The sequence below is a fragment of the Streptomyces sp. NPDC028419 genome, assembly GCF_055565515.1.
This window is the reverse complement of record NZ_JBVHUE010000031.1, coordinates 90354-116762: the sequence shown is the minus strand read 5'-3', so window position 1 is coordinate 116762 and position 26409 is coordinate 90354. Positions and strand designations below refer to the sequence as shown.

Genomic DNA, 26409 nt, shown 5'->3' with positions numbered 1-26409 from the left:
CCCCCCCCCCCCCTCCCCCCCCCCCCCCCCCCCCCCCCCCCCCCCCCCCCCCCCCCCCCCCCCCCCCCCCCCCCCCCCCCCCCCCCCCCCCCCCCGCGTGCAGGGGGCGTGTCGCCCGTACGGTCAGGCGCGCGCGGCGTCCTTGCGGCGGACGACGTCGCGCACCGTGCCGATGACCAGCACCACGGCGGCGACCAGCAGCGAGAGCAGGACCACCTCGCGGTTGCCGTCGTCGTAGAGCATGTAGCCCAGGACGAAGGTGATCATCGCGGCGGTCAGCCAGGTCAGGTACGGGAAGAACCACATCTTCACCGTCAGCTTCTCCGGGGCCTCGCGGAGCAGGATCCCGCGCATCCGCAGCTGGGTGAAGCAGATCGCCAGCCAGACGAAGAGCGCGATGGCGCCGGAGGAGTTGAGGAGGAAGTTGAAGACCGTGTCCTTGAAGGCGTAGTTGAAGTAGACGGCGATGAAGCCGAAGACGACCGAGCCCAGGATCGCGGCGACGGGGACGCCGTTCTTGGAGACCTTGGCGAAGACCTTGGGGGCGTCACCGCGCTCGCCCAGCGAGAACGCCATGCGGGAAGCGGTGTAGAGGCCCGAGTTCAGGCAGGACAGCACGGCCGTCAGGACGATCACGTTCATGATCTGGCCCGCGTGCGGGATGCCGATCGAGTCCAGGGCGGCGACGTACGAGCCCTTCTCGGTGATCGACTTGTCGTTCCACGGCAGCAGGGTCAGCACGATGAAGATCGAGCCGAGGTAGAAGACGCCGATCCGCCAGATCACCGAGTTGGTGGCCTTGGTGACCGCGCGGCGCGGGTCCTCGGACTCACCGGCGGCCAGGGTGACGATCTCGCTGCCCATGAAGGAGAAGACGACCATCAGGACACCGGTCAGCACCGACCCGACACCGTTGGGCATGAAGCCGCCGGCGTCCGTCAGGTGCGCGAAGCCCGCACCCGGGTTGTCCGAGCCCGGCAGCACGCCGAAGACGGCCAGCAGGCCCACGATCACGAAGCCGCCGATGGCGACGACCTTGATGCCCGCGAACCAGAACTCGAACTCGCCGTACGAGGCGACCGAGCCGAGGTTGGTGACGGTCAGGACGACCATCACGATCAGCGCCCAGGCCCACTGCGGGACGGCCGGGACCCAGCTTTCGAGGATGCTGGCGCCCGCCGTGGCCTCCACGGCCAGCACGACGACCCAGAAGAACCAGTACAGCCAGCCGATGGAGAAGCCGGCCCAGCGGCCGAGCGCCCGGTCGGCGTACGCGGAGAAGGAGCCGGAGTTCGGGCTGGCCGCGGCCATCTCGCCGAGCATCCGCATCACGAAGACGACCATCGCGCCGACCAGCGCGTAGGAGATCAGGATGGCGGGACCGGCCTTGGCGATGCCGCCGCCGGAGCCGACGAAGAGGCCGGCGCCGATGACGCCGCCAATGGCGATCATGGACAGGTGGCGGTTCTTGAGACCGGCCTTCAGACCGTCGGAGGGCTGGGAGCCATCGGGTTCACCGATGGAGCCGCCTGACTTCTGGAGGGTCGTCGTGGAGCTCATGGACGAATCCTTAGGTTCTCGGGTTGCGAGCCCCGGCATTCAAACCTGAGATGAACGCAGGACGGAAGACCCCAATCCGGATCGTTGCTTATGGGCGAACGTCCCGGACTTCGGCCCCGCGGTGTCCCATCTGCGTTCTTTGGGTTTACTTGAGCTTTAGAAGTGACTTACGCGACACCCCGGAGCCGGTCGCCGGTCCCGCCCGTGCCACACTCGTCCCATGCGCGTGTACCTCGGATCCGACCATGCCGGCTTTGAGCTCAAGAACCACCTGGTGGACTGGCTCAAGAACAACGGCCACGAGCCCGTCGACTGCGGGCCCCACATCTACGACGCGGTGGACGACTACCCGCCGTTCTGCCTGCGCGCCGCGCAGCGGACCGCCGAGGACGCGGACGCGCTCGGCATCGTGATCGGCGGCTCCGGCAACGGCGAGCAGATCGCCGCGAACAAGGTCAAGGGCGTCCGCGCCATCCTGGCCTGGAGCGTCGAGACCGCGAAGCTCGGCCGCGAGCACAACAACGCCAACGTCATCTCCGTCGGCGGCCGGATGCATACCCAGGACGAGGCCGTCTCCTTCATCGAGGCCTTCCTGGCGACCCCGTACTCGAACGAGGAGCGGCACACCCGCCGCATCGAGATGCTCTCCGCCTACGAGACCACCGGCGAGCTGCCCCCGATCCCGGCGCACCACCCGCAGGGCTGATCCCGCTCCCGGCCGCGACGCCTCCCGGGCGGCGCGGCCGGTTTTTCGTTTCCGAGGAGTACCGCCGTGCCCGAGGGGCATACGATCCACCGCCTCGCCCAGGACCACGCCGAGCGCTTCGCCGGCCGGCCCCTGCGCGTCAGCAGCCCCCAGGGCCGCTTCGCCGAGAGCGCGGCCCTGCTGGACGGCCGGGAACTCGACACCGCCGAGGCGCACGGCAAGCACCTCTTCCTCGGCTTCGACGGCCCCGCCGGGGACTGGGTCCACATCCACCTCGGCCTCTTCGGCAAGTACGGCTTCGGCCCCGTCCCCGCCCCGCCCGCCACCGACACCGTGCGCCTGCGCCTGGTCGGCCGGGAACAGTACGCCGACCTGCGCGGCCCCACCACCTGCGCGCTGATCACCGGCGCCGAGAAGCGGGCGATACACGAGCGCCTCGGCCCCGACCCGCTGCGCCCCGCCGACGACCCCGACCGGGCCTGGGCGCGGATCTCCCGCTCCCGCACCACGATCGCCGCGCTCCTCATGGACCAGAAGGTCGTGGCCGGCGTCGGCAACGTCTACCGCGCCGAGGTCCTCTTCCGGCACGGCATCGACCCCTACCGGCTCGGCCGGGACCTCACGCGCACCGAATGGGACGCGATCTGGCTCGACCTCGCCGCGCTGATGCGCGAGGGCGTCCGGCTGAACCGCATCGACACCGTCCGCCCGCAGCACACCCCCGAGGCCATGGGCCGCCCGCCGCGCGTGGACGACCACGGCGGCGAGGTCTACGTCTACCGGCGCGCCCACCAGCCGTGCCTGTTGTGCGGGGGCGAGGTCCGCACCGCCGACCTCGCCGCCCGCAACCTCTTCTGGTGCCCTGGCTGCCAGCCCCGCTAGGGCCCCCGGGAGGGCCTCCGGGCCCGGCGGCCCCGGCGGCTAGAAGCCGTGCGGCAGCCAGGGGGCCAGGTCCGAGGCGAAGGCGCGGGAGGCCTCCGCCAGGGCGCCCGGGCGCAGCTCGGTGACCCGGCCCGCGCCCGCCAGGGACGTCAGCGTGACCCCGCCCAGGTAGGCCGAGCCCAGCTCGGCCACCGACAGGGCCAGCTCCGCCGGATCCCCGGTCCGCGCGCAGGTCGCCCCCTTGGCGTCCCCGGTCAGCCGCCACCGCCCCGCGTTCCAGGGGCAGAAGGCGTCCTCCACCTCCAGGACCACGTCCAGGGGCGCCCCGTAGGTCCGGGCCTCCAGCGCGGCCCCCAGCTCCACCAGGCGCACGTGCAGCGCGTCGCGGGTGCGCGGCTTCGCCCGGCGCACGTCACTGACCAGGTGCAGCAGCGGATCGTCCACCGGCCGCTTGTGCGCCCGTACCGTCCAGGTCAGGTCGATCCCGAAGACGTACGCCCACAGCGCTCCGTACGCCGCCGGGTCCAGCGCGTCGAGGTCCTGGACCTCCACCACCCCGGCCGAACCGCTCAGCTCCCACTCCGGCCGCACCCGGTAGCGGGCGTAGCCCACCACCTTCCCGTCCGCCTCCCGCTCCGCCAGCACGCACTTCAGCGGGGACCGCCCCGAGCGCCCGGCCGCCGGATCCATCAGCGCCTGGCGCTCCCAGCCCGGCTGCCGGGCCGTCATCCCGGGCCGGCGCGGCACCAGCTCCGCGTACACGGCCTCGCACGCGGCCAGGGCCTCCTGCGGATCCACCAGCCGGATCCGCACGCCGTCCGTACCCGGCGGCAGCCGCAGCCCCACCCGGCTCGTGTCGACGTCCACCGCCAGCGAGTACGCCGCGGTGCCGTAGCCGAAGCGCCCGTAGATCGCCGGATCCGACGCCGTCAGCACGGCGACCGGTTCGCCACCCGCACGGACGTCGTCGAGTTGACGGCGCATGAGGGCGGTCAGCAACCCCCGGCGCCGGTGCGTCGGCGTCACGCCGACCATGGTCACGCCCGCCGCGGGCACCAGCGCCCCGCCGGGGACCGAGAGCCGGAAGGTGAAGGCGCCGGCCGAGGCCACGCAGATCCCGTCGTCCCACACCCCCAGCGAACGCTCGACCTCGGTCAGTGACCTGTAGAGTTCTCGCTCTTCCTCGGCTTCCGGCACACCGCCGAACGCCAGTTCCAGGTGGTCGTACCAGCCGTCCCATTCTTCGGGTCGCAATACCCGTGTCTCATGAGCCATAGGGCCATGCCTACCAGGGCGATCCATCCCGGTCGACCCGTTTTGGTCCTGAAATCAGCGTGCGGTCGGGGGGTACCCCTGCGCGCTCACAGTCAGGATGGATAGGGTCCCGAAGCAATGGGCGGAGCACGGATGGAGACCCTGACGGCACGGCTGCGGAAGAGTTCGCACCGGGTCCGCACGGCCCTGCGCAAATCGGCCGTGGACTACTTCCGCGGGGACGCCTCGGACTGGCTCGCCTTCGGCGGCCTGCTCCTGACCGTCCCCGCCATCACCTGGGGCACCCTGCTCCTGCCCGTCTGGTTCTCCCCGTCGGCGCTCGTCCTGCCGATCGTCGCGGGCGGCCTGCTGCTGCGCCCCGCCAGCCTGCTCGCCCTCTACGCCGCCTCCGCGACCGCGCTGATCGTCGAGGCCCTGGTGCTGGGCCCCTACACCGAAGGGCCCGCCCGGGTCACCCCCGGCACCATCCTCGTCGTCGCCGCCTGCGGGTTCTTCGGCCTGGTCATCGCCCAGTTCCGCAGCCGCGTCGGCGTGCCCTGGAGACGCGGCGGCACCATGCTCTTCGACCTGCGCGAACGCATCCGGGTCCAGAGCAAGCTGCCCGACCTGCCGCGCGGCTGGCACCGCGAGATGGCCCTGCGCCCGGCGGGCGGCCAGTCCTTCTCCGGCGACTTCGTCGTGGCGGCCCGCACCAACGGCGGCCGCACCCTCGAAGTCGTCCTCACCGACGTCTCCGGCAAGGGCATGGACGCGGGCTCCCGCGCCCTGCTCCTGTCCGGTGCCTTCGGCGGACTGCTCGGCTCGCTGCCCCCGTCCGACTTCCTGCCCGCCGCCAACGGCTACCTGCTGCGCCAGGACTGGGACGAGGGCTTCGCCACCTCCATCCACCTCGTCCTCGACCTGGAGACCGGGGACTACGACCTGCTCTCGGCCGGTCACCTGCCCGCCCTCCAACTGTCCGCGGGTACCGGCCGCTGGCAGGAGAAGAGCGGCGAGGGCCCGCTCCTCGGCGTCTACGACGGGGCCGACTTCCAGGCCGCCCACGGCAACCTCCAGCGCGGCGACGTCCTGATGCTCTTCACCGACGGGCTCGTCGAGACCGCCGACCGGGACATCAGCGAGGGCATCGACCGGCTCACCGGCGAAGCCGACCGCTACGTCGCCTCCGGCTGGGAGGGCGCGACCTGGCACCTGATCGAAAAGGTCGCCAAGGACGTCAACGACGACCGCGCCCTGCTGCTGATCCGCCGCTCCCTCTGACTCGAACGGTGGGGTTTGCCCTACCCCCGACCGGCCCGTTCCCACCATGGCCGGGGCCCCCGCCCGATCCGTAGCGTCGAGGTCACGAGCAGGACGGCAGACGCGGAAGGCGGCACATCATGGGGTTCGGGCGCGGCAAGCGGCAACGGGAACGGCAGCTGCGCGGCAGTGGGCACGTCGGGCGCGGCGGAAACGACGGCTGGGACGTGTCCGACGCGGGCCCCGGCCCCGGGACCGGTCCGCACGGCGCCGCCACCGCAACCGCCAGCGCCGCCGTCCAGCTGAGCGACGTACGCCGGTCCTACGGGCGCGGCGCGGCCGCCGTCCAGGCCCTGCGCGGCATCGACCTCACGCTCCCGCGCGGCAGCTTCACCGCCGTGATGGGCCCCTCCGGCTCCGGCAAGTCCACCTTCCTGCAGTGCGCCGCCGGACTGGACCACCCCAGCTCCGGCTCCGTCCGCCTCGGCGGCACCGAGCTCACCGGCATGAACGAGAACCAGCTCACCGAGCTGCGCCGCAGCCGCCTCGGCTTCATCTTCCAGGCCTTCAACCTGCTGCCCTCGCTCACCGTCGAGCAGAACGTCCTGCTCCCGCTGCGCCTCGCGGGCGGCCGGGCCGCATCCGACGGCGCCGCCCGCGCCGCCGCCCTGCTCGCCCAGGTCGGCCTGGAGGGCAAGGGCCACCGCCGCCCCGGTGAACTCTCCGGCGGCCAGCAGCAGCGCGTGGCCATCGCCCGGGCCCTGGTCACCCGCCCCGACGTGATCTTCGCCGACGAGCCCACCGGCGCCCTGGACACCACCACCGCGGCCGAGGTGCTCGCCCTGCTCCGGGGCGCGGTGGACAGCCTCGGCGCGACCGTGGTCATGGTCACCCACGACCCGGCCGCCGCCGCCCACGCCGACCAGGTGCTCTTCCTCGCCGACGGCCTGATAGCGGACCGGCTGCCGCGCAGCCCCGCCCCGGTCGTCGCCGCCCGGATGGCCGCGCTCACCGCTCGCGGGGCCGCCCCCGCCGCCGCGTACGCGGGAGCAGCTGCCTGATGTTGCGATCGTCCCGGCCCAACGGCCTCGCGCGGGCCGCGGTGCGCGCCCGCCCCGCCGCCTTCGTGGGCACCTTCCTCGCCCTCCTGATGACCGTCGCCATCGTCTGCGCCTGCGGCATCCTGCTGGAGAGCGGCCTGCGCGCCACGGTCCCGCCCACCCGGTACGCCGGCGCCCCCGTCGTCATCGCCGCCGACCAGCAGGTCCGCCTGACCGCCGGACGCGGGGAGGACGCCGAGCAGCTCGCGGTCCCGGTCCCGGATCTGGCCCGGGTGGACGCCGCGCTGCTGGCGGAGCTCGCGCCGCTGGGGCGGGCCGTGCCCGACGTGTCCTTCCCCGTACGGTCCGACGCCGGCCCGCTGGCGGCGTCCGGCTGGGGCTCCTCGGCCTTCACCGGCACCCGGCTCACCACCGGCCGCGCGCCCGGCCCCGGCGAGGTCGTCCTCGGCGGCCCGGCCGCCGGCGGCTCCGAGCGGGTCACCCTCGACACCCCGGCGGGGAAGCGGCAATTCCGGGTGTCCGGACGTACGGACGCCCCCGGCGCCTGGTTCGCCGACGACCAGGCCCGCGCCCTCTCCGGCCACCCCGCGGCCCTGGACGCCATCGCGCTCCTCCCCGCGCCCGGCGCCGACCCCGCGGCCGTGGCCGAGCGGGCCCGCGCCGCCGTCGGCGCCCGGGCCCACGTCCTGACCGGCGACGACCGCGTCCTGGACGCCCGCCTCGCCGGCGCCAAGGAACTGCTGATCGCCCTCGGCGCCTCCTTCGGCGGCACCGCGACGATGGTCGCCGTCTTCACCGCCGCCGCGGCCATCGCACTCGGCGTCGGCCAACGCTCCCGCGAGTACGCCCTGCTGCGCGCCGTCGGAGCCACCCCGCGCCAGATCCGCCGCTCCGTCGCCACCGAGGCGCTCCTCGTCGCCCCCCTCGCCGGCGTCCTGGGCTGCCTGCCCGGCATCGCGCTGGCGCACTGGTGGTTCGGGCAGCTCCAGGACAAGGGCGCGGTCCCGGCCCCCGTCGAGCTCGCCGTCTCCTGGATCCCGCTCGTCAGCGCCATCGGCACCGGCCTCGTCACCGCCCTCCTCGCGGGCTGGGCCGCCGCCCGCCGCCCCGCCCGCATCCGGCCCGGCGCCGCCCTCGCCGAAGCCGCCGTGGAACGCCTGCGCCCCGGCCGGATCCGCACCGCGCTCGGCATCGTCGCCGTGGCCGGCGGATTCGCCTGCGCGGGCCTGGCCTCCGGCGGCTCCGTGAGCGCCGCGGCCGCCGCCGGACCCGGCGTCGTCATGCTCTTCATGCTCGCCGTGGCCCTGCTCGGACCGCTGATCGCCCGCGGCTGCGCCACGGTCCTCGGCCTCCCGCTGCGCGCCACCGGCCCGGCCGGCGCCCTCGCCGCCGCCAACTCCCGCACCAACGCCCGCAGGCTGGCCTCCGCCCTCACGCCCATCGTGCTGGCCGTCGCCTTCTCCTCCACCCTGGTCTTCCTCCAGACCTCGGCGGACCGGGCCACCGGCCACCAGCAGGCCGCGGGGCTGCTGGCCGACCACATCGTCAGCGCACCGGCCGGAGCCGGGCTCCCCTCCGACGCCGCGGCCCGCGCGGCCGCCCTCCCCGGGGTCGGCGCGGCCGTCGCCGTCAGCCGCACCTCCGTCCTCGTGCCCATCGGCTCCGGCTCCGGCGCCCAGCTGCGCAGCGCCTCCGCGCAGGTCACCGGCGGCGACCTCACCCCCGTAGTGGACCTCGGCGTGCGCGCCGGCTCCCTCGGCGCGCTCCGCCCCGGCACCGTCGCCGTCGACCGGGGCCTCGCCGAAGCCGCCGGGGTGCGCCCGGGCGGCCGGATGGAGCTGCGGCTGCCCGACGGCGTCCGGGCCGCCCCCGAGGTCGTCGCGGTCTACGAACGGGGCCTCGGCTTCGGCGAGGTCACCCTCCCCGCCGCCGACCTCGTCGCGCACCGCACCGCGCCCGCCGCCACCGAACTCCTCGTCCGCGGCTCCTCGCCCGGCCTCGCGGACCTCGGCGGCACGCTCACCGACAAGAGCGGCTGGGCCACCGCCCAGGACATGGACCGGCGGCTGAACGCCTGGGCCAACACCGTCATGGCGGCCGTACTCGGCGGCTTCGCGGCCCTCGCCGCAGCCAACACCCTCGCCATGACCGTCCTGGACCGGCGCCGCGAGCTGACCCTGCTGCGCCTCGTCGGCTCCACCCGCCGCCAGGTGCTCCGCATGATCCGCTGGGAGGCCCTCCTGGTCGCCGGCGCCGGCCTGACCCTCGGCTCCGCCATCGCCGCCGCCACCTTGATCCCGATGACGAAGACCCTCACCGGCGAGGCGCCCTACGTCCCGCCGCTGGTCTACGGCTCCTTCGCCGCCGGAGCCCTCGTCCTCGCCCTCCTGGCCACGTCCCTCCCGGCCCGCCACGCCCTGCGGAGATCGGCGGCCTGAACACGCTCTAGTCGAAGCGGATGTGGCGCACGCCGACCAGCGTGCGCCGCAGCCGTGCGCGCAGCGGGCCGTCCGTGTCCGGGGCCAGCGCCAGGCCCGCGCTCGCGGCGATCCGGTCCGCGACCCCGGACACCGACAGCCGGTCCGTCCACAGGTGCTCCGCGAACTCCGGTGCGCGCAGGGCCTCCAGGGCGCCGTCGAGGCGCGCCACGGCGAAGCTCTCGCGCTTCAGCCCGCGGCCGAGACCGCGTTCGCGCAGCCGCCGCAGGACCGTCGCGCGGTCGGCCAGCAGGGCGAAGTGCCGTACGTCGTGGCCGCGTTCGCGCAGCAGCCCGACCGTCTCGGCGAAGTAGCGCGGATCGGTGACGGTCATCGGGACCAGCACCGGCCCCGGGTGCCGGCTCGCGGCCAGGTCCAACACCTCGAAGACGCCCCGGCGCCAGGCGGGGAGATCCTGGAAGTCCCCGCGGAGCGCGGGCGGCAGCGTGCGGTGCAGCCCGAAGCCGATGTGCTCCGGATCGCACAGCACGCTGCCGGGCAGTCGGCGCAGCAGTTCGTGCGCGGTCTGCGTCTTCCCGCCGCCGAAGGGACCGTTGAGCCAGACGATCACGGCGCGGTCCGGGTGTCCTGCCACGGGCCGATGCCGAGCTTCCCGGTGGTCCCGAGGTCGAGGGGATCTTCGAGCTTCAACCGGACGGCGGGGGCGCCCGGGCGCGGCACCACCTCGACGTAGCGGCCGTCGACCGCGGCCCCGTCGGTGACCGTGTTCCGCCAGAGCAGCGGGAAGCTCGCGGCCTCCCCGGGCATCAGGACCACGGGCTGCGGGGGCTGGTCCATGCCGGACACGCCGGTGGTGATCCCGCCGGAACCGTGCACCACCGACACCTGCGCCTGCCGGGCGTCCGCGTCGAGCACCCGCACCTCCGGGTAGCCCTCCAAGCGGTACGGCTCGGCGGCACAGTTGACCAGCCGCAGCCGCCCGACCCGCAAGCCCATCGCCGCGTCCCCCTGCCCCTCGACGACCCGGACACCCCCCGCGGGACAAGCGCCGCCGGCGGCCCCCACGTCCCCTTCCGACCGCGGCAGGCGCGACGCCTCGGGCACCGGCCGCCCGGTAGCCCGGGGCGCGGCCGCCGGTGGCGGCGGGGTGTCACACCCGACGAGCACCCCCGCCAGCACGACCACCACAACGCCGGACCCCCACCGAGCCCGCCCCACAACCGACTTCCCCACCGCTCTCCCCGTCATCCCGCGACCCTACGCCGCCCCCACCAACGCGCGAGGCCCACCGCCGCGCACCCCCCATCCAGCCCCGCCGGCGTTTGAGGCGCCCCCGGAGGGCCTGCGACCTCGGCGTCGGGTGCACGCTCGCACCACTTCCAGCCCCGCTGCCGTCCGAGGCACCCTGGTGGGCCCACGACCTCGGTGGCCGGTTCACCGCCCGATCCAGCCCCGCCGGCGTTTGAGGCGCCCCCGGAGGGCCTGCGACCTCGGCGTCGGGTGCACGCCCGCACCACTTCCAGCCCCGCCGCCGTCCGAGGCACCCTGGTGGGCCCACGACCTCGGCGTCCGGTTCACCGCCCAATCCAGCCCCGCCGGCGTTTGAGGCGCCCCGGAGGGCCCACGACCTCGGCGTCGGGTGCACGCTCGCACCACTTCCAGCCCCGCCGCCGTCCGAGGCACCCTGGTGGGCCCACGACCTCGGCGTCCGGTTCACCGCCCAATTCAGCCCCGCCGGCGTTTGAGGCGCCCCCGGAGGGCCTACGACCTCGGCGTCGGGTGCACGCCCGCACCACTTCCAGCCCCGCCGGCGTTCGAGGCGGACGACCCACGACCGGAGCCCGCCCCACCCCCGCCGGAGGCGACCGGCCACTTGACGGCGATTGGCCCGGTGCCCCCACCGCCACCCGACCTAGCGTGCCCCCATGCACCCCATCCTCGCCGCCGACCTGGCCAACCTCCCCGCCCTACTCGACGCCACCCACCGCGCCGCAGCCGCCACCCTGGCCACCCTGGCCGACCGCCCCGTCGTACCGCCCCCCGCCCCCGGCGAGGGAACCGGCACGGGAACCCCCACCCCCCTCCCCAACCTCGGCAAGGGCCTGGCCGACACCCTCACCGCCTTCCAGGAACACTGGGCCCCCCGCTTCTCCGCCTCCGCCGGCCCCCGCTACCTCGGCTTCGTCACCGGCGGCGCCACCCCCGCCGCCCTCGCCGGGGACTGGCTGACCGCCGCCCACGACCAGAACTCCAACTCCGCCCTCGACCCCGCCGGCCAGGACCTGGAGCGCGAGACCACCACCTGGCTGCGCGACCTCTTCGGCCTGACCGCCGCCCACACCGGCACCTTCGTCAGCGGCGCCACCATGTCCAACACCACGGGCCTCGCCCTCGCCCGCGAGTGGCTCGGCGAGCGCGCCGGAGTCTCCCCGGCCGAGGACGGCGCCGCCGCCCTCGGCCCCGTCCGGGTCCTCTCCGGCGCCCCGCACTCCTCCATCGCCAAGGCCCTCGCCGTCCTCGGCCTCGGCCGCGCGGCCCTGGTGACCGTGCCGACCCTGCCCGGCCGCGAAGCCGTGGACCCGGCCGCCCTGGAGCGCGCCCTCGCCGACGCCCCCGGCCCCTGCGTGGTCGTCGCCAACGCCGGCACCGTCAACACCGTCGACTTCGACGACCTCCGCGCCGTCGCCGCACTGCGCGAACGCCACGACTTCTGGCTCCACACCGACGCCGCGTTCGGCGCCTTCGCCGCCCTCTCGCCGGAGCACGCCCACCTCACGGACGGGCTCGACGCCGCCGACTCCGTCACCGTCGACCTCCACAAGTGGCTCAACGTCCCGTACGACAGCGCCGTCCTGTTCACCCGCCGCCGCGATCTCCAGGCCCGCGTCTTCCAGAACGCCGCCGCCTACCTCGGCCCGCTCGGCGACCAGCCCGACCTCGTCCACCTCACCCCCGAGAACTCCCACCGACTGCGGGCCCTGGCGGCCTGGTTCACGCTGCGCGCGTACGGTCGCCAGGGCCACCGGGAGATCGTCGAACGGGACATCTCCTGCGCCCGGGAGCTGGGCGCGGAACTCGACGGCGACCCGGCCTTCACCCTGCTCGCGCCGGTCCGGCTGAACGTGGTCTGCTTCACCCTGGCCACCGACCCCACCCCGGCCCGCCTGACCGCCCTGCGGGAGGCCGCGAACGACGAAGTCTTCGTCACCCCCACCGTCTACGCGGGAACGCCCGCCCTGCGCGCCGCGTTCTCCAACTGGCGCACCACGTCCGCCGACGTGCACCGGGCCGCCCGGGCCCTGCGCCGCGCCGCCGAAGGAACCGCATGACCGACGACCACCCCGCACCGTCCCCGTCCACGCCCCTCACCCTGGCCGAGGTCGAGGCCCTGGCCCGCGCGGCGCATGAGGGCCAGACCGACAAGGCGGGCCGCCCCTACGCCGAGCACCTCGCCGCCGTCGCGGAGGGCGTCCGGGCCCGCGGCGGCAGCGCGGAGCAGCAGGCGGCGGCCTGGCTGCACGACGCGGTCGAGGACGACGCCCTGAGCCGCGAGTGGTTGGACCGCGCCGCCCTCCCGCAGTCCGTGAAGGACATGGTCCTGGCGGTCACCAAGCGCCCGGGCGAGCCGGTCGAGGAGTACACCGCGCGCATCCTGGCGACCCCGGGAGCGCTGCTCGTCAAGGAGGCGGACCTCGCCCACAACGCGGACCCCGACCGCCTGTCCGTACTGGACGGGGCGACCCGGCTGCGTTTGACCGCCAAATATGCCCGCGTCCGGTCCCTGCTCGGGCTCTGAAACCGGCCCCGTTGGCAGAAAGGGTCGTCACCGGGCGGATAGGCGGGGCCCGTTGGTGGCACGATGTTCCTGGGGACGCGCGTGGCCGCGCGGCCCCGGGCCGACCAGGGGACGACCGAAGGTGTGATCAGTAGTGGCCATTTCGCTGTCTGTGGTGGTTCTGTTGGCGGTCATCCTGGTGGTGCTGATCCGCGGCAACCACATCAAGGCGGGCCCCGCGATCGTGGCCGCCCTCTTCGGGTTCTTCCTGGCGTCCAGCTCCATCGCGCCCGACGTGAACCGCTTCCTCAACTCCCTCGCGGACACCATCGCCGGCATCAAGCTCTAGAGCCGGGCAGGCGTCGTTGCGCCCGTGCAGCCGCCGCAGCTCGCGCAGGGCCGCCAGGGGGAAGGGATGGGCACCCCACTCGCTCAGGTACCCGGCTTCGCCGTGGGTCCGTAGCACCTCCTCGGCGGCCTCCAGCACCGCGTGCGCCAGCTCGCCGAGGGGCCGCGTGGCGCTCCACACGAGGGTGCCCGCGTCGTCGGGTGCGTCCCAGCTCGTGGTCATGTCCGGGAACTGGCGGACCTCGACGGACACATCCGCACCGTGGCGCCGCAGCCGCCACCGCGCTTCGGCCGGTTCGAGGTCGAAGGAGATCCGCTGGACGCCCGTGGCCCCGTAGAGCCCGACCACCGCGCGCAACGTGTCGGCCAAGGCGTCCGTGAGGTAACCGACGACGCCCTTCCACTCCGAAGCGCCATCGGAGACCCGACACACGACCCACCCCGCCCCGGCCACCTCCCAGCCGAACCGCAGACGCCCCGTCACCCCTTCCCCTCCCCGCCCGCCAGCGCCACGTCACAGATCAGCTCCACCATCGGCGGTTCACCCTTCCTGACCGGCAAGTAGCGGTCGCCGACGCGCCACAGCTCCCACTCGGGCACCCTGTCGCGGACGCCCCGGGAACGCCGAAGGGCCAAGTCGAGGAAACAACCTCCGACCTGGCCCTTCGTTCTTCAAGAGCGGGCGACGGGAATCGAACCCGCGTAGCTAGTTTGGAAGACTAGGGCTCTACCATTGAGCTACGCCCGCACAGTGCGTACCGCAGGTCACTGACCGTGGCACACGCAGCATCCTAGCCGGTTCCGGCGGGCGATCGCACACCGCATTCCCGGCCACGTGTCGCGCGCCGCTCCGCGCGTTCCCTCGGGAGTTCCCTCACGCGCGCGCTCCGGAACGTCTCCGGGCATGTACCCTACGTGTCGCACCGACGGGGTGTGGCGCAGCTTGGTAGCGCGTCCGCTTTGGGAGCGGAAGGTCGTCGGTTCGAATCCGGCCACCCCGACCAACATCACGCGGCACCGCCGCGATGCACCTGTGGCACCACCGCACGCGCACCACCAGCACCGTCGTCGACGGGCCCCGAGGTGCCCGGCGGGGCCGCCTTCGCCAGCGGCGGGTCGTCGCCGACATGATGATCGCGTTGTGGGCTGCTTACCGCTTGCGGTTACTATGCAAGCTGCGTGCCCGTGTGTCTGATGTACCGGGCCCGATCCGCTGAACCGCTGAATCGCAGCGTCAGCAGAACCCCAGCAGTCAGCCACAAGGAGACCAACCGTGAAGAGCGCCGTGGAGACCCTGAACCCTACTCGGGTTCGGTTCACTGTTGAGGTGCCCTTCGAGGAGCTCAAGGACAGCCTCGACGCGGCGTACAAGAAGATCAACCAGCAGGTCACGGTGAAGGGCTTCCGTAAGGGCAAGATCCCGGCCCGAGTCATCGACCAGCGCTTCGGCCGCGGTGCTGTGCTGGAGGAGGCCGTCAACGACGCCCTCCCGAAGTTCTACACCGAGGCGGTCAACGAAGCCGAGGTCAACCCGCTGGGTCAGCCCGAGGTCGACATCACGGAGCTGAAGGACGGCGAACTGCTGGCCTTCACCGCCGAGGTCGACGTCCGCCCGACCGTCGAGATCCCGGACTACTCCGGCATCGAGGTCGAGGTCGACGCGGTCGAGGTCACCGACGAGGACGTCGAGAAGTCGATCGAGCAGCTTCGCGGCCGCTTCGCGACCACCAACGTCGTCGAGCGCGCCGCCGCCGAGGGCGACGTCGTGACGATCGACCTCGAAGCCAAGGTCGACGGTGAGGTCCTCGAGGACGGCGTCGCGTCCGACGTCTCGTACACCATCGGCTCGGGCGAGCTGCTCGAAGGCATCGACGAGGCCGTGACCGGCCTGGAGGCCGGTGGCGAGGCCACCTTCACCTCGCAGCTCAAGGGCGGTTCCGCCGAGGGCAAGGACGCCGAGGTCACCGTGAAGGTCACCAAGGTCTCCGCCCGCGAGCTGCCGGAGCTGGACGACGAGTTCGCCCAGACCGCGAGCGAGTTCGACACGCTGGCGGAGCTGCAGGCCGACAGCCGCAAGCGCCTCGAGAACATGAAGCAGTACGACCAGGCCACCCAGGCCCAGGAGCGCGTGCTGGAGAAGTTCCTGGAGCTCGCCGAGGTCCCGATCCCCGAGAAGCTCCTCGAGGACGAGGTCAACACCCGCAAGCACAGCCTGGAGCACCACCAGCTGGGCCAGATGGGCCTGACCATCGAGAAGTACCTGGAGATCCAGGGCAAGACGGTCGAGGAGTTCGACGCCGAGACGCGCGAGCAGGCCGTCAAGGGCATCAAGACCCAGTTCCTCCTCGACGAGCTGGTCAACAAGGAGAAGCTGAACGTGAACCAGGAGGAGCTCACCGAGCACCTCATGCGCCGCGCGCAGTCCTCCGGCATGTCCCCGGACCAGTTCGCCCAGGCCGTCGTCGAAGGCGGCCAGGTCCCGATGCTGGTCGGCGAGGTCGCCCGCGGCAAGGCCCTCGCGGTCGTCGTGGAGGCCGCCAAGGTGACCGACACCAACGGTGTCGAGGTCGACCTGTCCGACGAGGACGAGGAGCAGGCCGCCGAGACGGTCGAGGCCGCGGTCGACGCCGACGCGGCTGACGCCGACAAGGCCGAAGAGGCCAAGTAAGCCCAGGCGGAGGGCCGGTCACGGTCCTCCCGCGAGGCTTGTGAGCAGTGCCCGAAGGGCCCGGACGCGGATGCGCCCGGGCCCTTCGGCTTCGCCTCGCGCGGGGCTCCGGAGCTTGCGCTCCGAGCGAACAGTTCGGGAAGCGGGATGGCGTTGTCCGACCTGCGCGTTAGGGTCCATGAATACGAGGGTTGCGGGAGTACCCGGACGCCGGCGGACAAGTCCGCATCGGCCGAGCCGCGGCCCCTGAAAGACACGCTGAGACGGCACGTGAGCCGTCGGAGACGAGCAGGTGGATACGTGACGAATCTGAAGCCTTACGCCGCGGGTGAGCCGTCCATCGGTGGCGGCCTCGGCGACCATGTCTACAACCGGCTGCTCGGCGAGCGCATCATCTTCCTCGGCCAGCAGGTCGACGACGACATCGCCAACAAGATCACGGCGCAGCTCCTGCTCCTGGCCGCCGAGCCGGAGAAGGACATCTACCTGTACATCAACAGCCCCGGTGGCTCGGTGACGGCCGGCATGGCCGTCTACGACACCATGCAGTACATCCCGAACGACGTCGTCACCATCGGCATGGGCATGGCGGCCTCGATGGGCCAGTTCCTGCTCACGGGCGGCGCCAAGGGCAAGCGTTTCGCCCTGCCGAACACCGACATCCTGATGCACCAGGGTTCCGCGGGCATCGGCGGCACCGCCTCGGACATCAAGATCCAGGCCCAGTACCTGCTGCGCACCAAGCAGCGCATGGCCGAGATCACCGCGTTCCACTCGGGCCAGACGGTCGAAGCGATCATCCGCGACGGCGACCGCGACCGTTGGTTCACGTCCGAGGAGGCCAAGGAGTACGGCCTGATCGACGAGATCATCTCGGCCGCGTCCAACGTTCCGGGTGGCGGTGGCACCGGGGCCTGATCCCCGGGCAGCGCCGGGGTCCCCGACCCCGGCGGAGACCGCACGCACCCCAGCCGACAGCCGTAGAACGCCACCAGGATGGTGAAAACCCCGATGTACATGAACAACCTCTCTCCCGCGAGCGGCCTCCACACCGGTCCGCAGGTGGACAACCGCTACGTCATCCCGCGCTTCGTCGAGCGCACCTCGCAGGGCGTGCGCGAGTACGACCCGTACGCGAAGCTCTTCGAGGAGCGCGTGATCTTCCTCGGCGTGCAGATCGACGACGCCTCCGCCAACGACGTCATGGCGCAGCTGCTGTGCCTGGAGTCGATGGACCCGGACCGCGACATCTCCATCTACATCAACAGCCCCGGTGGCTCCTTCACCGCGCTGACGGCGATCTACGACACGATGCAGTTCGTGAAGCCGGACATCCAGACGGTCTGCATGGGCCAGGCGGCCTCCGCCGCCGCCGTCCTGCTGGCCGCCGGTACCCCGGGCAAGCGCATGGCGCTGCCGAACGCCCGCGTGCTGATCCACCAGCCGTCCGGCGGCACCGGCCGCGAGCAGCTCTCCGACCTGGAGATCGCGGCCAACGAGATCCTGCGCATGCGCGACCAGCTGGAGACCATGCTGGCCAAGCACTCGACGACGCCGCTGGAGAAGATCCGCGACGACATCGAGCGCGACAAGATCCTGACGGCCGAGGACGCCCTCGCGTACGGCCTGATCGACCAGATCGTCTCCACCCGCAAGAGCAACGCGGTCTGATCCTTGCCGCCCCTTGGCGTGGGCGACCGTCGCAGAAGGCGATGTGAACCACGTCAAGGGGGCCCCGCAGGGGGCACTTGGCAAGGTACCGTCGGATAGAGGCACCAGGAGCGCTGAACCAAGCGTCTCCCAGGCGAAGGGGAAGCACCTCGTGGCACGCATCGGTGATGGTGGCGACCTGCTCAAGTGCTCGTTCTGCGGAAAGAGCCAGAAGCAGGTGAAGAAGCTCATCGCAGGTCCCGGTGTGTACATCTGCGACGAGTGCATCGACCTCTGCAACGAGATCATCGAAGAGGAACTGGCCGAGACCTCCGAGGTCAGGTGGGAGGAACTCCCCAAGCCTCGCGAGATCTACGAGTTCCTGGAGGGCTACGTCGTCGGCCAGGAGCCGGCGAAGAAGGCGCTCTCCGTCGCGGTGTACAACCACTACAAGCGCGTCCAGGCCGGCGAGAACGGCGGCGCGCAGGGCCGTGACGACGCGATCGAGCTCGCGAAGTCCAACATCCTCCTGCTGGGACCCACGGGTTCCGGCAAGACGCTGCTGGCCCAGACGCTCGCGCGGATGCTCAACGTCCCGTTCGCCATCGCCGACGCGACGGCGCTGACGGAGGCCGGGTACGTCGGCGAGGACGTCGAGAACATCCTGCTCAAGCTGATCCAGGCCGCTGACTACGACGTCAAGAAGGCCGAGACCGGGATCATCTACATCGACGAGATCGACAAGGTGGCTCGCAAGAGCGAGAACCCGTCGATCACGCGCGACGTGTCGGGCGAGGGCGTCCAGCAGGCCCTGCTGAAGATCCTGGAGGGCACGACCGCCTCCGTTCCGCCGCAGGGCGGCCGGAAGCACCCGCACCAGGAGTTCATCCAGATCGACACGACGAACGTGCTCTTCATCGTGGGCGGAGCCTTCTCCGGCCTGGAGAAGATCATCGAGTCGCGCGCCGGCGCCAAGGGCATCGGCTTCGGGGCGACGATCCGCTCGAAGCGCGAGATCGAGGCCAGCGATCAGTTCCACGAGGTCATGCCGGAGGACCTGGTGAAGTTCGGGATGATCCCCGAGTTCATCGGCCGTCTCCCCGTCATCACCTCGGTGCACAACCTGGACCGCGAGGCCCTGCTGCAGATCCTGATCGAGCCGCGCAACGCCCTGGTGAAGCAGTACCAACGGCTGTTCGAACTCGACGGTGTCGAGCTGGACTTCGAGCGCGAGGCGCTCGAAGCCATCGCGGACCAGGCGATCCTCCGCCAGACGGGCGCGCGCGGCCTGCGCGCCATCATGGAAGAGGTCCTGATGTCGGTGATGTACGAGGTCCCGTCCCGCAAGGACGTGGCCCGTGTCGTCGTCACCTCCGAGGTCGTCCGCTCCAACGTGAACCCCACGCTGGTCCCGCGGATCGTCCCGAAGGACCAGGGCCCGCAGGAGAAGTCGGCCTGACGCCCGCCGCACCCACCACGCGAAGGGGCGCCCCGGATCACCCGGGGCGCCCCTTCGCGCGTTCACGGCTTCAGCCCTGCGGATCAGACCTTGGTGCGGCTGGTGTTGTAGAGCTTCGCGGCGGTCTTCGACGCGTCGTCGAGGCTGCCGCTGCTGCTGCCGACCAGGATCGCGGCCAAGTCCATCCGGTTGGTGACGGCCAGCGTCGAGTGGTCACCCCAGACGCATGTGGGGATGGTGGCCGAACTCGGCTCGCCCGGCTTGACGTTCTTCGTCGCCGTCATCTTCAGGTTGACGCACTTCATCACGGCGCCCTTGAAGCCGGCCGGAGTGAACTCCTTCGGGGTGCCGGCGAGTTCGTAAGTGAAGCCGCTTGCCGCGTTCTTCTTGCTCGCCATCGTGATGGTGGCGAAGTACGAGTCGACCGCCTTCGCGGGGTCGTCGATCTCCCCCCAGAACCCGTAGGCGGAGATCTGCTTGCCCGACGCCCCCGTTCCGGTCTTGTACGTGGCCGACGCGTTGTGCGGGTTCTTCACCCCGAGCGATTCGGCGTTGGTCTTGGCCTCGCCCGTGAGCGGGGTATCGGGCGTGGCGGGCGACGTGGTGTCCTTCGGGTACTCGTCGACCGAGGCCGGGTAGGTGAGCTTGTAGCCCTTGGTGTCCGCGGCCACGGCGCCGCCGCCCGAGGAGCCGCCGCCCTTCGTGAAGTACCAGCCCGCGCCGCCGATGACCGCGATCGCGAGGATCACCGAGAGGACGATCACGCCCGTCTTGGACTTCTTCGGGGGCTGCTGGTAGCCGGGCTGGGGGTAGCCCGGCTGCTGCGGCTGCTGGTAACCCGGCTGCTGGTAGCCCTGCGGGGGTACGCCCGGCTGCTGGGGGTAGCCGTAGCCCGGGGCGGGCGCCGGCGGGGGCTGCTGGGGGTAGCCCGGCTGCTGGTAGCCGGGCTGCTGCTGCGGGTAGCCGTACCCGGGCTGCGGCGGCTGCTGGCCGTACGGTCCCGGCTGCTGCGGCTGCTGGCCGCCGTACGGCCCTGGCTGGTTGTAACTCATACCCGCGTCCCCCTTAGGAACTACTTATGTTGTTCACATCCTGTCGGAAGGACGCGAGTATCCGTGCCCCGGGGGCCTCGGCGTTACCGAACTACGACGCGGGGACCTGCATCGCCTCGCGCAGCGCCTTTGTCCGCGCGGCGAGTTCACCGGTCGTGATCGGCTCGTTCTCGATGGGGACGGTGACCGTCACCAGCGTGCTGTGGTCGGCCCACATGCAGAGCGGGATCGTCACGCGTTGGAGCGTGGGAGTGCCGCAGCGCATGACGGCGCCCGCCGGTGTGCCGGCGTCGTGGTCGAGGATCTGCCCGTGCTCGATCTGCAGGGCGAGGAAGCCGCTGTCCAGCGCTGCGGCCGGATCCACGGCGCCGAAGCGGCCGGCTACGCCGCTGACGACGAGCTGCGCCGTGCCCTCCTCGTCCGCGTACACGACGGCCACGGGCGTAGTGCCGGGCTTCGCCGGGCCCTGACCCTGCTTGATGGCATCGACCCGCGGACCGGAGTCCTGGAGCGTCAGGCCCTGGAAGGAAGCGGGTGGTGCCAGGCGGTAGCGGCCCGCGTCAGCCGGTTCGGGGGCCGCCGCAGGTTCTGATCGCTGGGGTACGGGTGCGCTCGCCGCCTTCGGCTCGTCGGGGTCCAGTAACGCGTTCATGGCCAGCCGCCCGCCCAGCACGCTCGCCGCCATCACGAGTGCTCCCACGACGACCCACAGGGTGCGCTTCGCCTTCGACGGCGGCCGTGACGGGGCCGGCGCGTAGGGGGCGGGGGAAGTCGGTACGGGGGGCTGCGCCGTCTGTTGATCGTTCTCGTTCATGGGCTCAGTGACGCCGACCTGCCATGGGCAGGTCAACGGGCGGTGGGATGCGGTATCGATTCGTAACGGGGTGGGGGCCGCCCGTATCCTGTGCCCGTGACCGAGAACACGCAGACACCCAGCAGCCCCGACTCCGAACTGCCGACCGCGTACGTGCCGGCCGACGTAGAGGGGAAGCTCTACGAGCGCTGGGTAGAGCGTGGGTACTTCGAGGCGGACGAGAAGAGCGAGAAGCCCCCGTACGCCATCGTCATCCCCCCGCCGAACGTCACCGGAAGCCTCCACCTGGGGCACGCCTTCGAGCACACGCTGATCGACGCCCTCACGCGCCGCAAGCGCATGCAGGGGTACGAGACCCTGTGGCAGCCCGGCATGGACCACGCGGGCATCGCCACCCAGAACGTCGTCGAGCGCGAACTCGCCAAGGAGGGCAAGTCCCGCCACGACCTGGGCCGCGAGGCGTTCATCGAGCGGGTCTGGCAGTGGAAGGACGAGTCCGGCGGTCAGATCTCCGGGCAGATGCGTCGCCTCGGCGACGGCGTCGACTGGTCGCGCGAGCGCTTCACCATGGACGAGGGCCTCTCCGAGGCCGTCCAGACCATCTTCAAGAAGCTCTACGACGACGAGCTGATCTACCGGGCCGAGCGCATCATCAACTGGTGCCCGCGCTGCCTCACCGCGATCTCCGACATCGAGGTCGAGTACCAGGACGACGAGGGCGAGCTCGTCTCCATCCGCTACGGCGAGGGCGACGCGTCCATCGTGGTCGCCACCACCCGCGCCGAGACGATGCTGGGTGACACGGCCGTCGCCGTCCACCCGGAGGACGAGCGCTACGCGCACCTCGTCGGCACGGAGATCGAGCTGCCGCTCACCGGGCGCCGCATCCCGGTCGTCGCGGACGCGCACGTCGACCCCGAGTTCGGCACCGGTGCCGTCAAGGTGACCCCGGCGCACGACCCCAACGACTTCGAGATCGGTCAGCGCCACGGCCTGCCCAACCTCGCGGTCATGGACGAGCACGCCGTCATCACGGTCCACGGCCCCTTCCTGGGTCTGGACCGCCTGGAGGCCCGCTCCGCCATCGTCGCCGCGCTGCGCGCCGAGGGCCGGATCGTCGCGGAGAAGCGCCCGTACACCCACTCGGTGGGGCACTGCTCCCGCTGCAAGACCACCATCGAGCCGCGCCTGTCGCTCCAGTGGTGGGTCAAGGTCGCCCCGCTCGCCCAGGCCGCCGGTGACGCGGTCCGCGACGGCAAGGTCAAGATCCACCCGCAGGAGATGGAGAAGCGGTACTTCGACTGGGTCGACAACCTCCACGACTGGTGCATCTCGCGCCAGCTGTGGTGGGGCCACCGCATCCCGGTCTGGTACGGCCCGAACGGCGAGATCGTCTGCGTCGGCCCCGACGAGCAGCCGCCGACCGGCGAGGGCTGGACCCAGGACACGGACGTCCTGGACACCTGGTTCTCCTCCGGCCTGTGGCCGTTCTCCACGCTCGGCTGGCCGCAGCAGACCGACAGCCTGGCGAAGTTCTACCCGAACGCCGTCCTGGTCACCGGCTACGACATCCTCTTCTTCTGGGTCGCCCGGATGATGATGTTCGGCCTGTACGCGATGGACGGCACCCCGCCGTTCGGCACCATCGCCCTGCACGGCATGGTCCGCGACGAGCGCGGCAAGAAGATGTCGAAGTCCTTCGGCAACGCGGTCAACCCGCTGGACTGGATGGACAAGTACGGCTCCGACGCCGTCCGCTTCACCCTGGCTCGCGGCGCCAACCCGGGTGTCGACGTCCCGATCGGCGAGGACTGGGTCCAGGCCTCCAGCAAGTTCGCCAACAAGATCTGGAACGCCACCCGCTTCGCGATGATGAACGGCGCCACGATCGAGGGCGACCTGCCGCCGGTCGAGGAGCTGTCCGCCACCGACCGCTGGGTGCTGTCGCGCCTGAACGAGACGGTCGCGCAGGCCGACGCCTACTACGAGGACTACCAGTTCTCGAAGCTGTCGGACGCCCTCTACCACTTCGCGTGGGACGAGGTCTTCGACTGGTACGTCGAGCTGTCGAAGACGACCTTCTTCGCGGGCGGCGAGCCGGCGAAGGCCTCCGCCCGGGTCCTGGGCGAGGTCCTCGACGTCATGCTGCGGCTGCTGCACCCGGTGGTCCCGTTCGTCACCGAGACCCTGTGGACCACGCTGACCGGCGGTGAGTCCCTCGTGATCGCCGAGTGGCCGAAGGACAGCGGGTTCCGCGACGCGGCCGCCGAGGCCGAGATCGAGGGCGTCCAGAGCCTGGTCCGCGAGGTGCGCCGCTTCCGCAAGGAGCAGGGCCTCGACGACAAGCAGAAGGTCCCGGCCCGCCTGGACCTGTCCGCCACCGCGCTCGCCGCGCACGAGGCGGCCATCCGGCAGGTGCTGCGCCTCCAGCCGGAGGGCGATGCCTTCAGCGCCACCGCCACCCTGCCGGTCGGCGGTGCCACCGTCGCGCTCGACCTGTCGGGCACCATCGACGTGGCCGCCGAGCGCAAGCGGCTCTCCAAGGACCTCGGCGCCGCCGAGAAGGAGAAGCAGCAGGCGGAGGGCAAGCTCGGCAACGAGGCCTTCCTCGCCAAGGCGCCCGACAACGTCGTGGACAAGATCAAGGGCCGCCTCGCCAAGGCCGAGGCGGACATCGCCCGGATCCAGGCCCAGCTGGCCGCCATGCCGCAGGCCTGACGGCCGCGCAGTCGCAAGGGAAGGGCCCCGCACCGGAAACGGTGCGGGGCCCTTCCGCGTGGCCCGCCCGGGCCGGGTCCGCCCGGCCCGCGCTGGTGTCAGCGCCTTCGCCCGAGCCCGCGCCCCCGCAGCCGGGTCGCGGCGGTCGTGCCGAGGAGGGTCAGGGCGCCGGTGGCGGTTCCGGCGAGTCCGGCGGACAGGCCCGGCGGGGTGTAGGCGCAGTCGATCCGGTCCGCGCCGCCCTTGCCGAGCGGTACGCCGAGCAGCCCCTGGTAGGACACCGGCGGCCGGGACGGGCCGCCGTCGACCGAGCAGGTCCAGCCCGGGGGAGCGGTGGTGGCGACCACGGCGGTGCCGGTGGAGCCCTTCGGGAGGCGGGCGGTCAGGGAGTGCCCGCCGGTCTCGACGGCTGCGCCGCCGGTCTCCCGCAGGGTCCGCACGGCCTGTTCGAAGGCCGGGACGTCCAGACAGCCGAGCGCGTCGGCCGGGAGCGACTGGCCGTCCTCGCCGGTGTGCACGGTGAAGGTGAAGCGGCCGTCGGCCGGGACCGCGCCCAGCTCCTTGAGCGGGGCCAGCCGCTGCGGCGGATCGCCGTAGAAGCCCTCGGAGGAGCCGCCGGCGGGCGCGACGTCGGCGCGCAGCGCGGGCGCGTAGAGGAAGGCGCGCGCCCCGGGCGTGCACCGTGCGGTGAAGGTGTTCCCGGCGGCGACGGCCGGTGCGCCGGCAGCCGTGTCCGCCGCGTCCGGGCTCAGCCGCAGGCCGCGCCGCGGGTCCTGGGCGCTGAGCGCGGGCACCTCGTACACCCGCGCGCCCAGCGCCGCCTGGCGCCGGGCCCACACCGAGTCCGCGGGGGCGCCGTACGCCCGGTCGCTGCCCGGCGGCCGTACGGCGACCAGCGGCAGGGCGGTCGTGCCGCGGGCCCGGGCCCCGTCGGTGTCGATGACGTCGACGGTGGCGCCGATGCCGAGGAGGGCCTGGAGGACGGGGTCCCGGACGGGCCACAGGTGCCGGCCGCCCATGGCCTCGCCGAGGCCGAGCCCGGCCAGCGCGTCGGCGGTCTCCTGGGTGATGTAGCTGCTGTAGTACGAGCCGCCCCCGGTGCCGAGCAGCATCGCGTCGTTGTTGGTGACGAAGACCTCGGGCCCGGGGTCGGTGCGCGTGGCGGGCCAGTCCTCGTGCGGGGCGAGCACCCGACGGACGTTGAGCCCCAGCTCCGTCATGGTCTGGGCGCGGGCGGGGCCGCGCTTGGCGGGGTCGAGGAGGTCGGTGAGGCCGTAGACGCAGTACGTGGCCCCCGCGAGGACGGTGACGGCGAGCAGCGCGACGACGGCGCCGCGGGCCCGGCGGCGGCGCCCGCGCGCGTAGAGCAGCAGCAGGCCCGTGACGGCGGCCCCGCCCACGAGGCTGCCGGTCAGCGCGTGGCCGCCGACGGGCTGGGCGTCGTAGGTCAGGGCGAGCAGCAGGGCGAGCAGCGCGGCCCCGCCGAGCAGGGCCCGCGGCCGGGGCATCCGGGCCAGGCAGACCCAGGCGGCCATGGCCAGGAAGCCGCTGAGGACGAAGGACTCGCGGAAGGGGGCGCCGTGCGGGAGGGCGAGGCCCTGCCAGAGCTTCGCGGTGGGCGTGTACACGAAGGAGAGCGCGGTGAGGACGATCAGCACCGCCCAGGCGACCCGCTCGCGCACCGGGACCCGGGACTGGAAGGGCAGCGCGAGGACCAGCAGGAGGACGAGGGAGCCGGTGAACACGTTGGGCGCCGAGGGGGTCGCGATGGCGCCGGGCAGGAACATCGCCAGGTAGCCGAGGGCGGGGGTGGCCACGCTGACGACGTACTTGTCGGTGGGCTGGGCCTGGGCGTTGGCGAGGGCGCACACCACGATGGCGGGGGCGGCGAGCAGCATGCCGGTGGCGGTCATGGTGGCGGCCCGCCACAGGACCCGGAGCCGGGTGCTGCTTTCAAGGCGGGCCGTGTCGGCGGTCGCCAGCCGCAGCAGCAGGACGAGCGCGGCCGCCAGGGTGGCCATGGCGGCGGTGTAGAAGTTCGCGTACCAGCACAGGGCGACCAGGAGGCTGCCGAGGACCCGGCGGCGGCCGGTCAGGCACCAGTCGGCGGCTATCCCGAGCAGCGGGAGCGCGACCAGGCCCCACATCCACATGGGGACGATGGCGCCCTCGGCCAGGCTCCAGCCGCAGAGGGCGTAGCCGACGGATATCAGGGCGCGCAGCCAGGGCGAACCGGGGCGCAGCCGGCCGAGGAAGACGGTCATGGCGGCGGCGGCCAGGCCGGTGCTGAACAGGCTGACCAGGAAGACGGGGAATTCGCTCTGGTCGCGGGGGAAGAGCCCGACGAGCCAGGAGAAGGGGTTGGCCAGGTAGGTGAAGAAGTCGCCGAGGAAGCCGACGCCGTAGCCGCTCTGCCAGTTGTAGAGGAGGTCGCCGTGCGCCGCGCCGTGCTGGAGGTCCCACAGGTGGGTGTGGAAGGGCACGTACTGATGGCGCAGGTCGTTGTCGGCGCGCGGGGACGGGCCGAAGGGGTAGGTGCCGTGGGCGGCGAGGCCGGCGCAGTACGCCGTCATGGACATGAGGGCCGAGACCAGGGCGGCGAGGGCGCCGGGGCGGCGCCGGCGCGCGGGCGTGCGGGTCGCGCCGGGTGCATCGGATCTGTACCGGCCGCCCGTGGTGCGGGGCAGGACGGGGGCAGGGCTGGTCGGGACGTGACTCATCGGAATGCGGGCCTCGGGTCGGTTCGGGCGTGCTGCCGGGCCGG

At 72.5% G+C, this 26409-nt stretch carries 20 protein-coding genes and 2 tRNA genes; 14 read left to right on the top strand and 8 right to left on the bottom strand.

Going from position 1 to position 26409, the window contains the following annotated elements:
* Positions 1-123 precede the first annotated feature (123 nt).
* Positions 124-1560, bottom strand: coding sequence for an amino acid permease (locus tag ACZ4UB_RS30425; RefSeq protein WP_354380266.1), 1437 nt, complete (start codon positions 1558-1560; stop codon positions 124-126).
* A 220-nt stretch (positions 1561-1780) separates the two neighbouring features.
* Between ACZ4UB_RS30425 and ACZ4UB_RS30420 the strand changes: the two genes are divergently transcribed.
* Together ACZ4UB_RS30420 and ACZ4UB_RS30415 are read left to right on the top strand one after the other, a co-directional pair.
* On the top strand, positions 1781-2266 hold the full coding sequence (locus ACZ4UB_RS30420) for a ribose-5-phosphate isomerase (RefSeq protein ID WP_354380265.1): 486 nt from the start codon (positions 1781-1783) through the stop codon (positions 2264-2266).
* Positions 2267-2332: 66 nt separating this feature from the next.
* The gene (locus ACZ4UB_RS30415) at positions 2333-3148 is read left to right on the top strand and encodes an Fpg/Nei family DNA glycosylase (RefSeq protein WP_468075050.1); all 816 of its coding nucleotides are present in this window, start codon (positions 2333-2335) and stop codon (positions 3146-3148) included.
* Positions 3149-3187: 39 nt separating this feature from the next.
* Here ACZ4UB_RS30415 and ACZ4UB_RS30410 read toward each other — a convergent pair whose 3' ends face one another.
* Entirely contained in the window at positions 3188-4423 is a 1236-nt protein-coding gene (locus ACZ4UB_RS30410; RefSeq protein ID WP_468075048.1) for a GNAT family N-acetyltransferase, read from the bottom strand.
* A gap of 132 nt (positions 4424-4555) precedes the next feature.
* On the opposite strand from ACZ4UB_RS30410, the gene ACZ4UB_RS30405 reads away from it, so the two are divergent.
* The 3 genes from ACZ4UB_RS30405 to ACZ4UB_RS30395 all read left to right on the top strand — a co-directional run bounded on the left by ACZ4UB_RS30405 (position 4556) and on the right by ACZ4UB_RS30395 (position 9161).
* Complete coding sequence (locus ACZ4UB_RS30405; RefSeq protein ID WP_468075046.1) at positions 4556-5683, top strand: SpoIIE family protein phosphatase; 1128 nt, start codon at positions 4556-4558, stop codon at positions 5681-5683.
* A 119-nt stretch (positions 5684-5802) separates the two neighbouring features.
* Positions 5803-6723, top strand: coding sequence for an ABC transporter ATP-binding protein (locus ACZ4UB_RS30400; protein ID WP_468075044.1), 921 nt, complete (start codon positions 5803-5805; stop codon positions 6721-6723).
* Positions 6723-9161, top strand: coding sequence for an ABC transporter permease (locus tag ACZ4UB_RS30395; protein ID WP_468075042.1), 2439 nt, complete (start codon positions 6723-6725; stop codon positions 9159-9161). Before ACZ4UB_RS30400 ends, ACZ4UB_RS30395 begins: the two co-directional genes overlap by 1 nt.
* A 7-nt stretch (positions 9162-9168) precedes the next feature.
* Here the strand turns inward: ACZ4UB_RS30395 and ACZ4UB_RS30390 are convergent, their stop codons facing one another.
* Together ACZ4UB_RS30390 and ACZ4UB_RS30385 are read right to left on the bottom strand one after the other, a co-directional pair.
* Positions 9169-9771, bottom strand: a complete 603-nt coding sequence (locus ACZ4UB_RS30390) for an AAA family ATPase (protein WP_468075058.1) — start codon at positions 9769-9771, stop codon at positions 9169-9171.
* On the bottom strand, positions 9768-10157 hold the full coding sequence (locus ACZ4UB_RS30385) for a DUF4232 domain-containing protein (protein WP_468075040.1): 390 nt from the start codon (positions 10155-10157) through the stop codon (positions 9768-9770). Before ACZ4UB_RS30385 ends, ACZ4UB_RS30390 begins: the two co-directional genes overlap by 4 nt.
* A 929-nt stretch (positions 10158-11086) precedes the next feature.
* Here ACZ4UB_RS30385 and ACZ4UB_RS30380 point away from each other — a divergent pair.
* The 3 genes from ACZ4UB_RS30380 (at position 11087) to ACZ4UB_RS30370 (ending at position 13285) form a co-directional block, all read left to right on the top strand.
* A complete protein-coding gene (locus ACZ4UB_RS30380; protein WP_468075039.1) occupies positions 11087-12490 on the top strand; it encodes a pyridoxal phosphate-dependent decarboxylase family protein in 1404 nt (467 codons plus the stop codon).
* Entirely contained in the window at positions 12487-12957 is a 471-nt protein-coding gene (locus ACZ4UB_RS30375; protein ID WP_468075037.1) for an HD domain-containing protein, read from the top strand. Before ACZ4UB_RS30380 ends, ACZ4UB_RS30375 begins: the two co-directional genes overlap by 4 nt.
* Before the next feature lie 133 nt (positions 12958-13090).
* The gene (locus ACZ4UB_RS30370) at positions 13091-13285 is read left to right on the top strand and encodes a hypothetical protein (RefSeq protein WP_354380256.1); all 195 of its coding nucleotides are present in this window, start codon (positions 13091-13093) and stop codon (positions 13283-13285) included.
* Positions 13286-13961: 676 nt separating this feature from the next.
* On the opposite strand, the gene ACZ4UB_RS30365 is transcribed toward ACZ4UB_RS30370, so the two are convergent.
* Positions 13962-14032 (bottom strand) — tRNA-Gly (locus ACZ4UB_RS30365).
* Between the two features lie 179 nt (positions 14033-14211).
* Between ACZ4UB_RS30365 and ACZ4UB_RS30360 the strand changes: the two genes are divergently transcribed.
* The 5 genes from ACZ4UB_RS30360 to clpX all read left to right on the top strand — a co-directional run bounded on the left by ACZ4UB_RS30360 (position 14212) and on the right by clpX (position 19061).
* Positions 14212-14288 (top strand) — tRNA-Pro (locus ACZ4UB_RS30360).
* A 269-nt stretch (positions 14289-14557) separates the two neighbouring features.
* On the top strand, positions 14558-15952 hold the full coding sequence (tig, locus tag ACZ4UB_RS30355) for a trigger factor (protein WP_468075035.1): 1395 nt from the start codon (positions 14558-14560) through the stop codon (positions 15950-15952).
* Between the two features lie 300 nt (positions 15953-16252).
* Positions 16253-16870, top strand: coding sequence for an ATP-dependent Clp protease proteolytic subunit (locus ACZ4UB_RS30350; RefSeq protein WP_030649990.1), 618 nt, complete (start codon positions 16253-16255; stop codon positions 16868-16870).
* A 78-nt stretch (positions 16871-16948) separates the two neighbouring features.
* Positions 16949-17623 (top strand): ATP-dependent Clp protease proteolytic subunit, encoded by a 675-nt coding sequence (locus ACZ4UB_RS30345; RefSeq protein ID WP_330330390.1) that lies wholly within the window; start codon positions 16949-16951, stop codon positions 17621-17623.
* A 151-nt stretch (positions 17624-17774) separates the two neighbouring features.
* The gene (gene clpX / locus ACZ4UB_RS30340; protein ID WP_330330389.1) at positions 17775-19061 is read left to right on the top strand and encodes an ATP-dependent Clp protease ATP-binding subunit ClpX; all 1287 of its coding nucleotides are present in this window, start codon (positions 17775-17777) and stop codon (positions 19059-19061) included.
* A gap of 83 nt (positions 19062-19144) precedes the next feature.
* On the opposite strand, the gene ACZ4UB_RS30335 is transcribed toward clpX, so the two are convergent.
* Both ACZ4UB_RS30335 and ACZ4UB_RS30330 read right to left on the bottom strand, forming a co-directional pair.
* Entirely contained in the window at positions 19145-20113 is a 969-nt protein-coding gene (locus ACZ4UB_RS30335; protein ID WP_468075033.1) for a hypothetical protein, read from the bottom strand.
* 91 nt (positions 20114-20204) lie between these two features.
* Positions 20205-20927, bottom strand: a complete 723-nt coding sequence (locus ACZ4UB_RS30330; RefSeq protein WP_468075031.1) for a hypothetical protein — start codon at positions 20925-20927, stop codon at positions 20205-20207.
* A 96-nt stretch (positions 20928-21023) separates the two neighbouring features.
* Here ACZ4UB_RS30330 and ACZ4UB_RS30325 point away from each other — a divergent pair, with 96 nt between their 5' ends.
* Positions 21024-23645 carry a valine--tRNA ligase gene (locus ACZ4UB_RS30325; protein ID WP_468075029.1) on the top strand — a complete coding sequence of 874 codons (2622 nt, stop codon included), beginning with the start codon at positions 21024-21026 and terminating at the stop codon, positions 23643-23645.
* Positions 23646-23743: 98 nt separating this feature from the next.
* Here the strand turns inward: ACZ4UB_RS30325 and ACZ4UB_RS30320 are convergent, their stop codons facing one another.
* Positions 23744-26365, bottom strand: a complete 2622-nt coding sequence (locus ACZ4UB_RS30320; RefSeq protein ID WP_468075027.1) for a YfhO family protein — start codon at positions 26363-26365, stop codon at positions 23744-23746.
* Between the last annotated feature and the right edge of the window lie 44 nt (positions 26366-26409).

Coding starts and splice junctions, on each gene's coding strand:
- ACZ4UB_RS30420 (WP_354380265.1), top strand. CDS start 1,781: ATGCGCGTGTACCTCGGATCCGACCATGCCGGCTTTGAGCTCAAGAAC.
- ACZ4UB_RS30425 (WP_354380266.1), bottom strand. CDS start 1,560: ATGAGCTCCACGACGACCCTCCAGAAGTCAGGCGGCTCCATCGGTGAA.
- ACZ4UB_RS30395 (WP_468075042.1), top strand. CDS start 6,723: ATGTTGCGATCGTCCCGGCCCAACGGCCTCGCGCGGGCCGCGGTGCGC.
- ACZ4UB_RS30345 (WP_330330390.1), top strand. CDS start 16,949: ATGGTGAAAACCCCGATGTACATGAACAACCTCTCTCCCGCGAGCGGC.
- ACZ4UB_RS30375 (WP_468075037.1), top strand. CDS start 12,487: ATGACCGACGACCACCCCGCACCGTCCCCGTCCACGCCCCTCACCCTG.
- ACZ4UB_RS30405 (WP_468075046.1), top strand. CDS start 4,556: ATGGAGACCCTGACGGCACGGCTGCGGAAGAGTTCGCACCGGGTCCGC.
- ACZ4UB_RS30320 (WP_468075027.1), bottom strand. CDS start 26,365: ATGAGTCACGTCCCGACCAGCCCTGCCCCCGTCCTGCCCCGCACCACG.
- ACZ4UB_RS30410 (WP_468075048.1), bottom strand. CDS start 4,423: ATGGCTCATGAGACACGGGTATTGCGACCCGAAGAATGGGACGGCTGG.
- ACZ4UB_RS30335 (WP_468075033.1), bottom strand. CDS start 20,113: ATGAGTTACAACCAGCCAGGGCCGTACGGCGGCCAGCAGCCGCAGCAG.
- ACZ4UB_RS30385 (WP_468075040.1), bottom strand. CDS start 10,157: ATGGGCTTGCGGGTCGGGCGGCTGCGGCTGGTCAACTGTGCCGCCGAG.
- ACZ4UB_RS30400 (WP_468075044.1), top strand. CDS start 5,803: ATGGGGTTCGGGCGCGGCAAGCGGCAACGGGAACGGCAGCTGCGCGGC.
- ACZ4UB_RS30330 (WP_468075031.1), bottom strand. CDS start 20,927: ATGAACGAGAACGATCAACAGACGGCGCAGCCCCCCGTACCGACTTCC.
- ACZ4UB_RS30380 (WP_468075039.1), top strand. CDS start 11,087: ATGCACCCCATCCTCGCCGCCGACCTGGCCAACCTCCCCGCCCTACTC.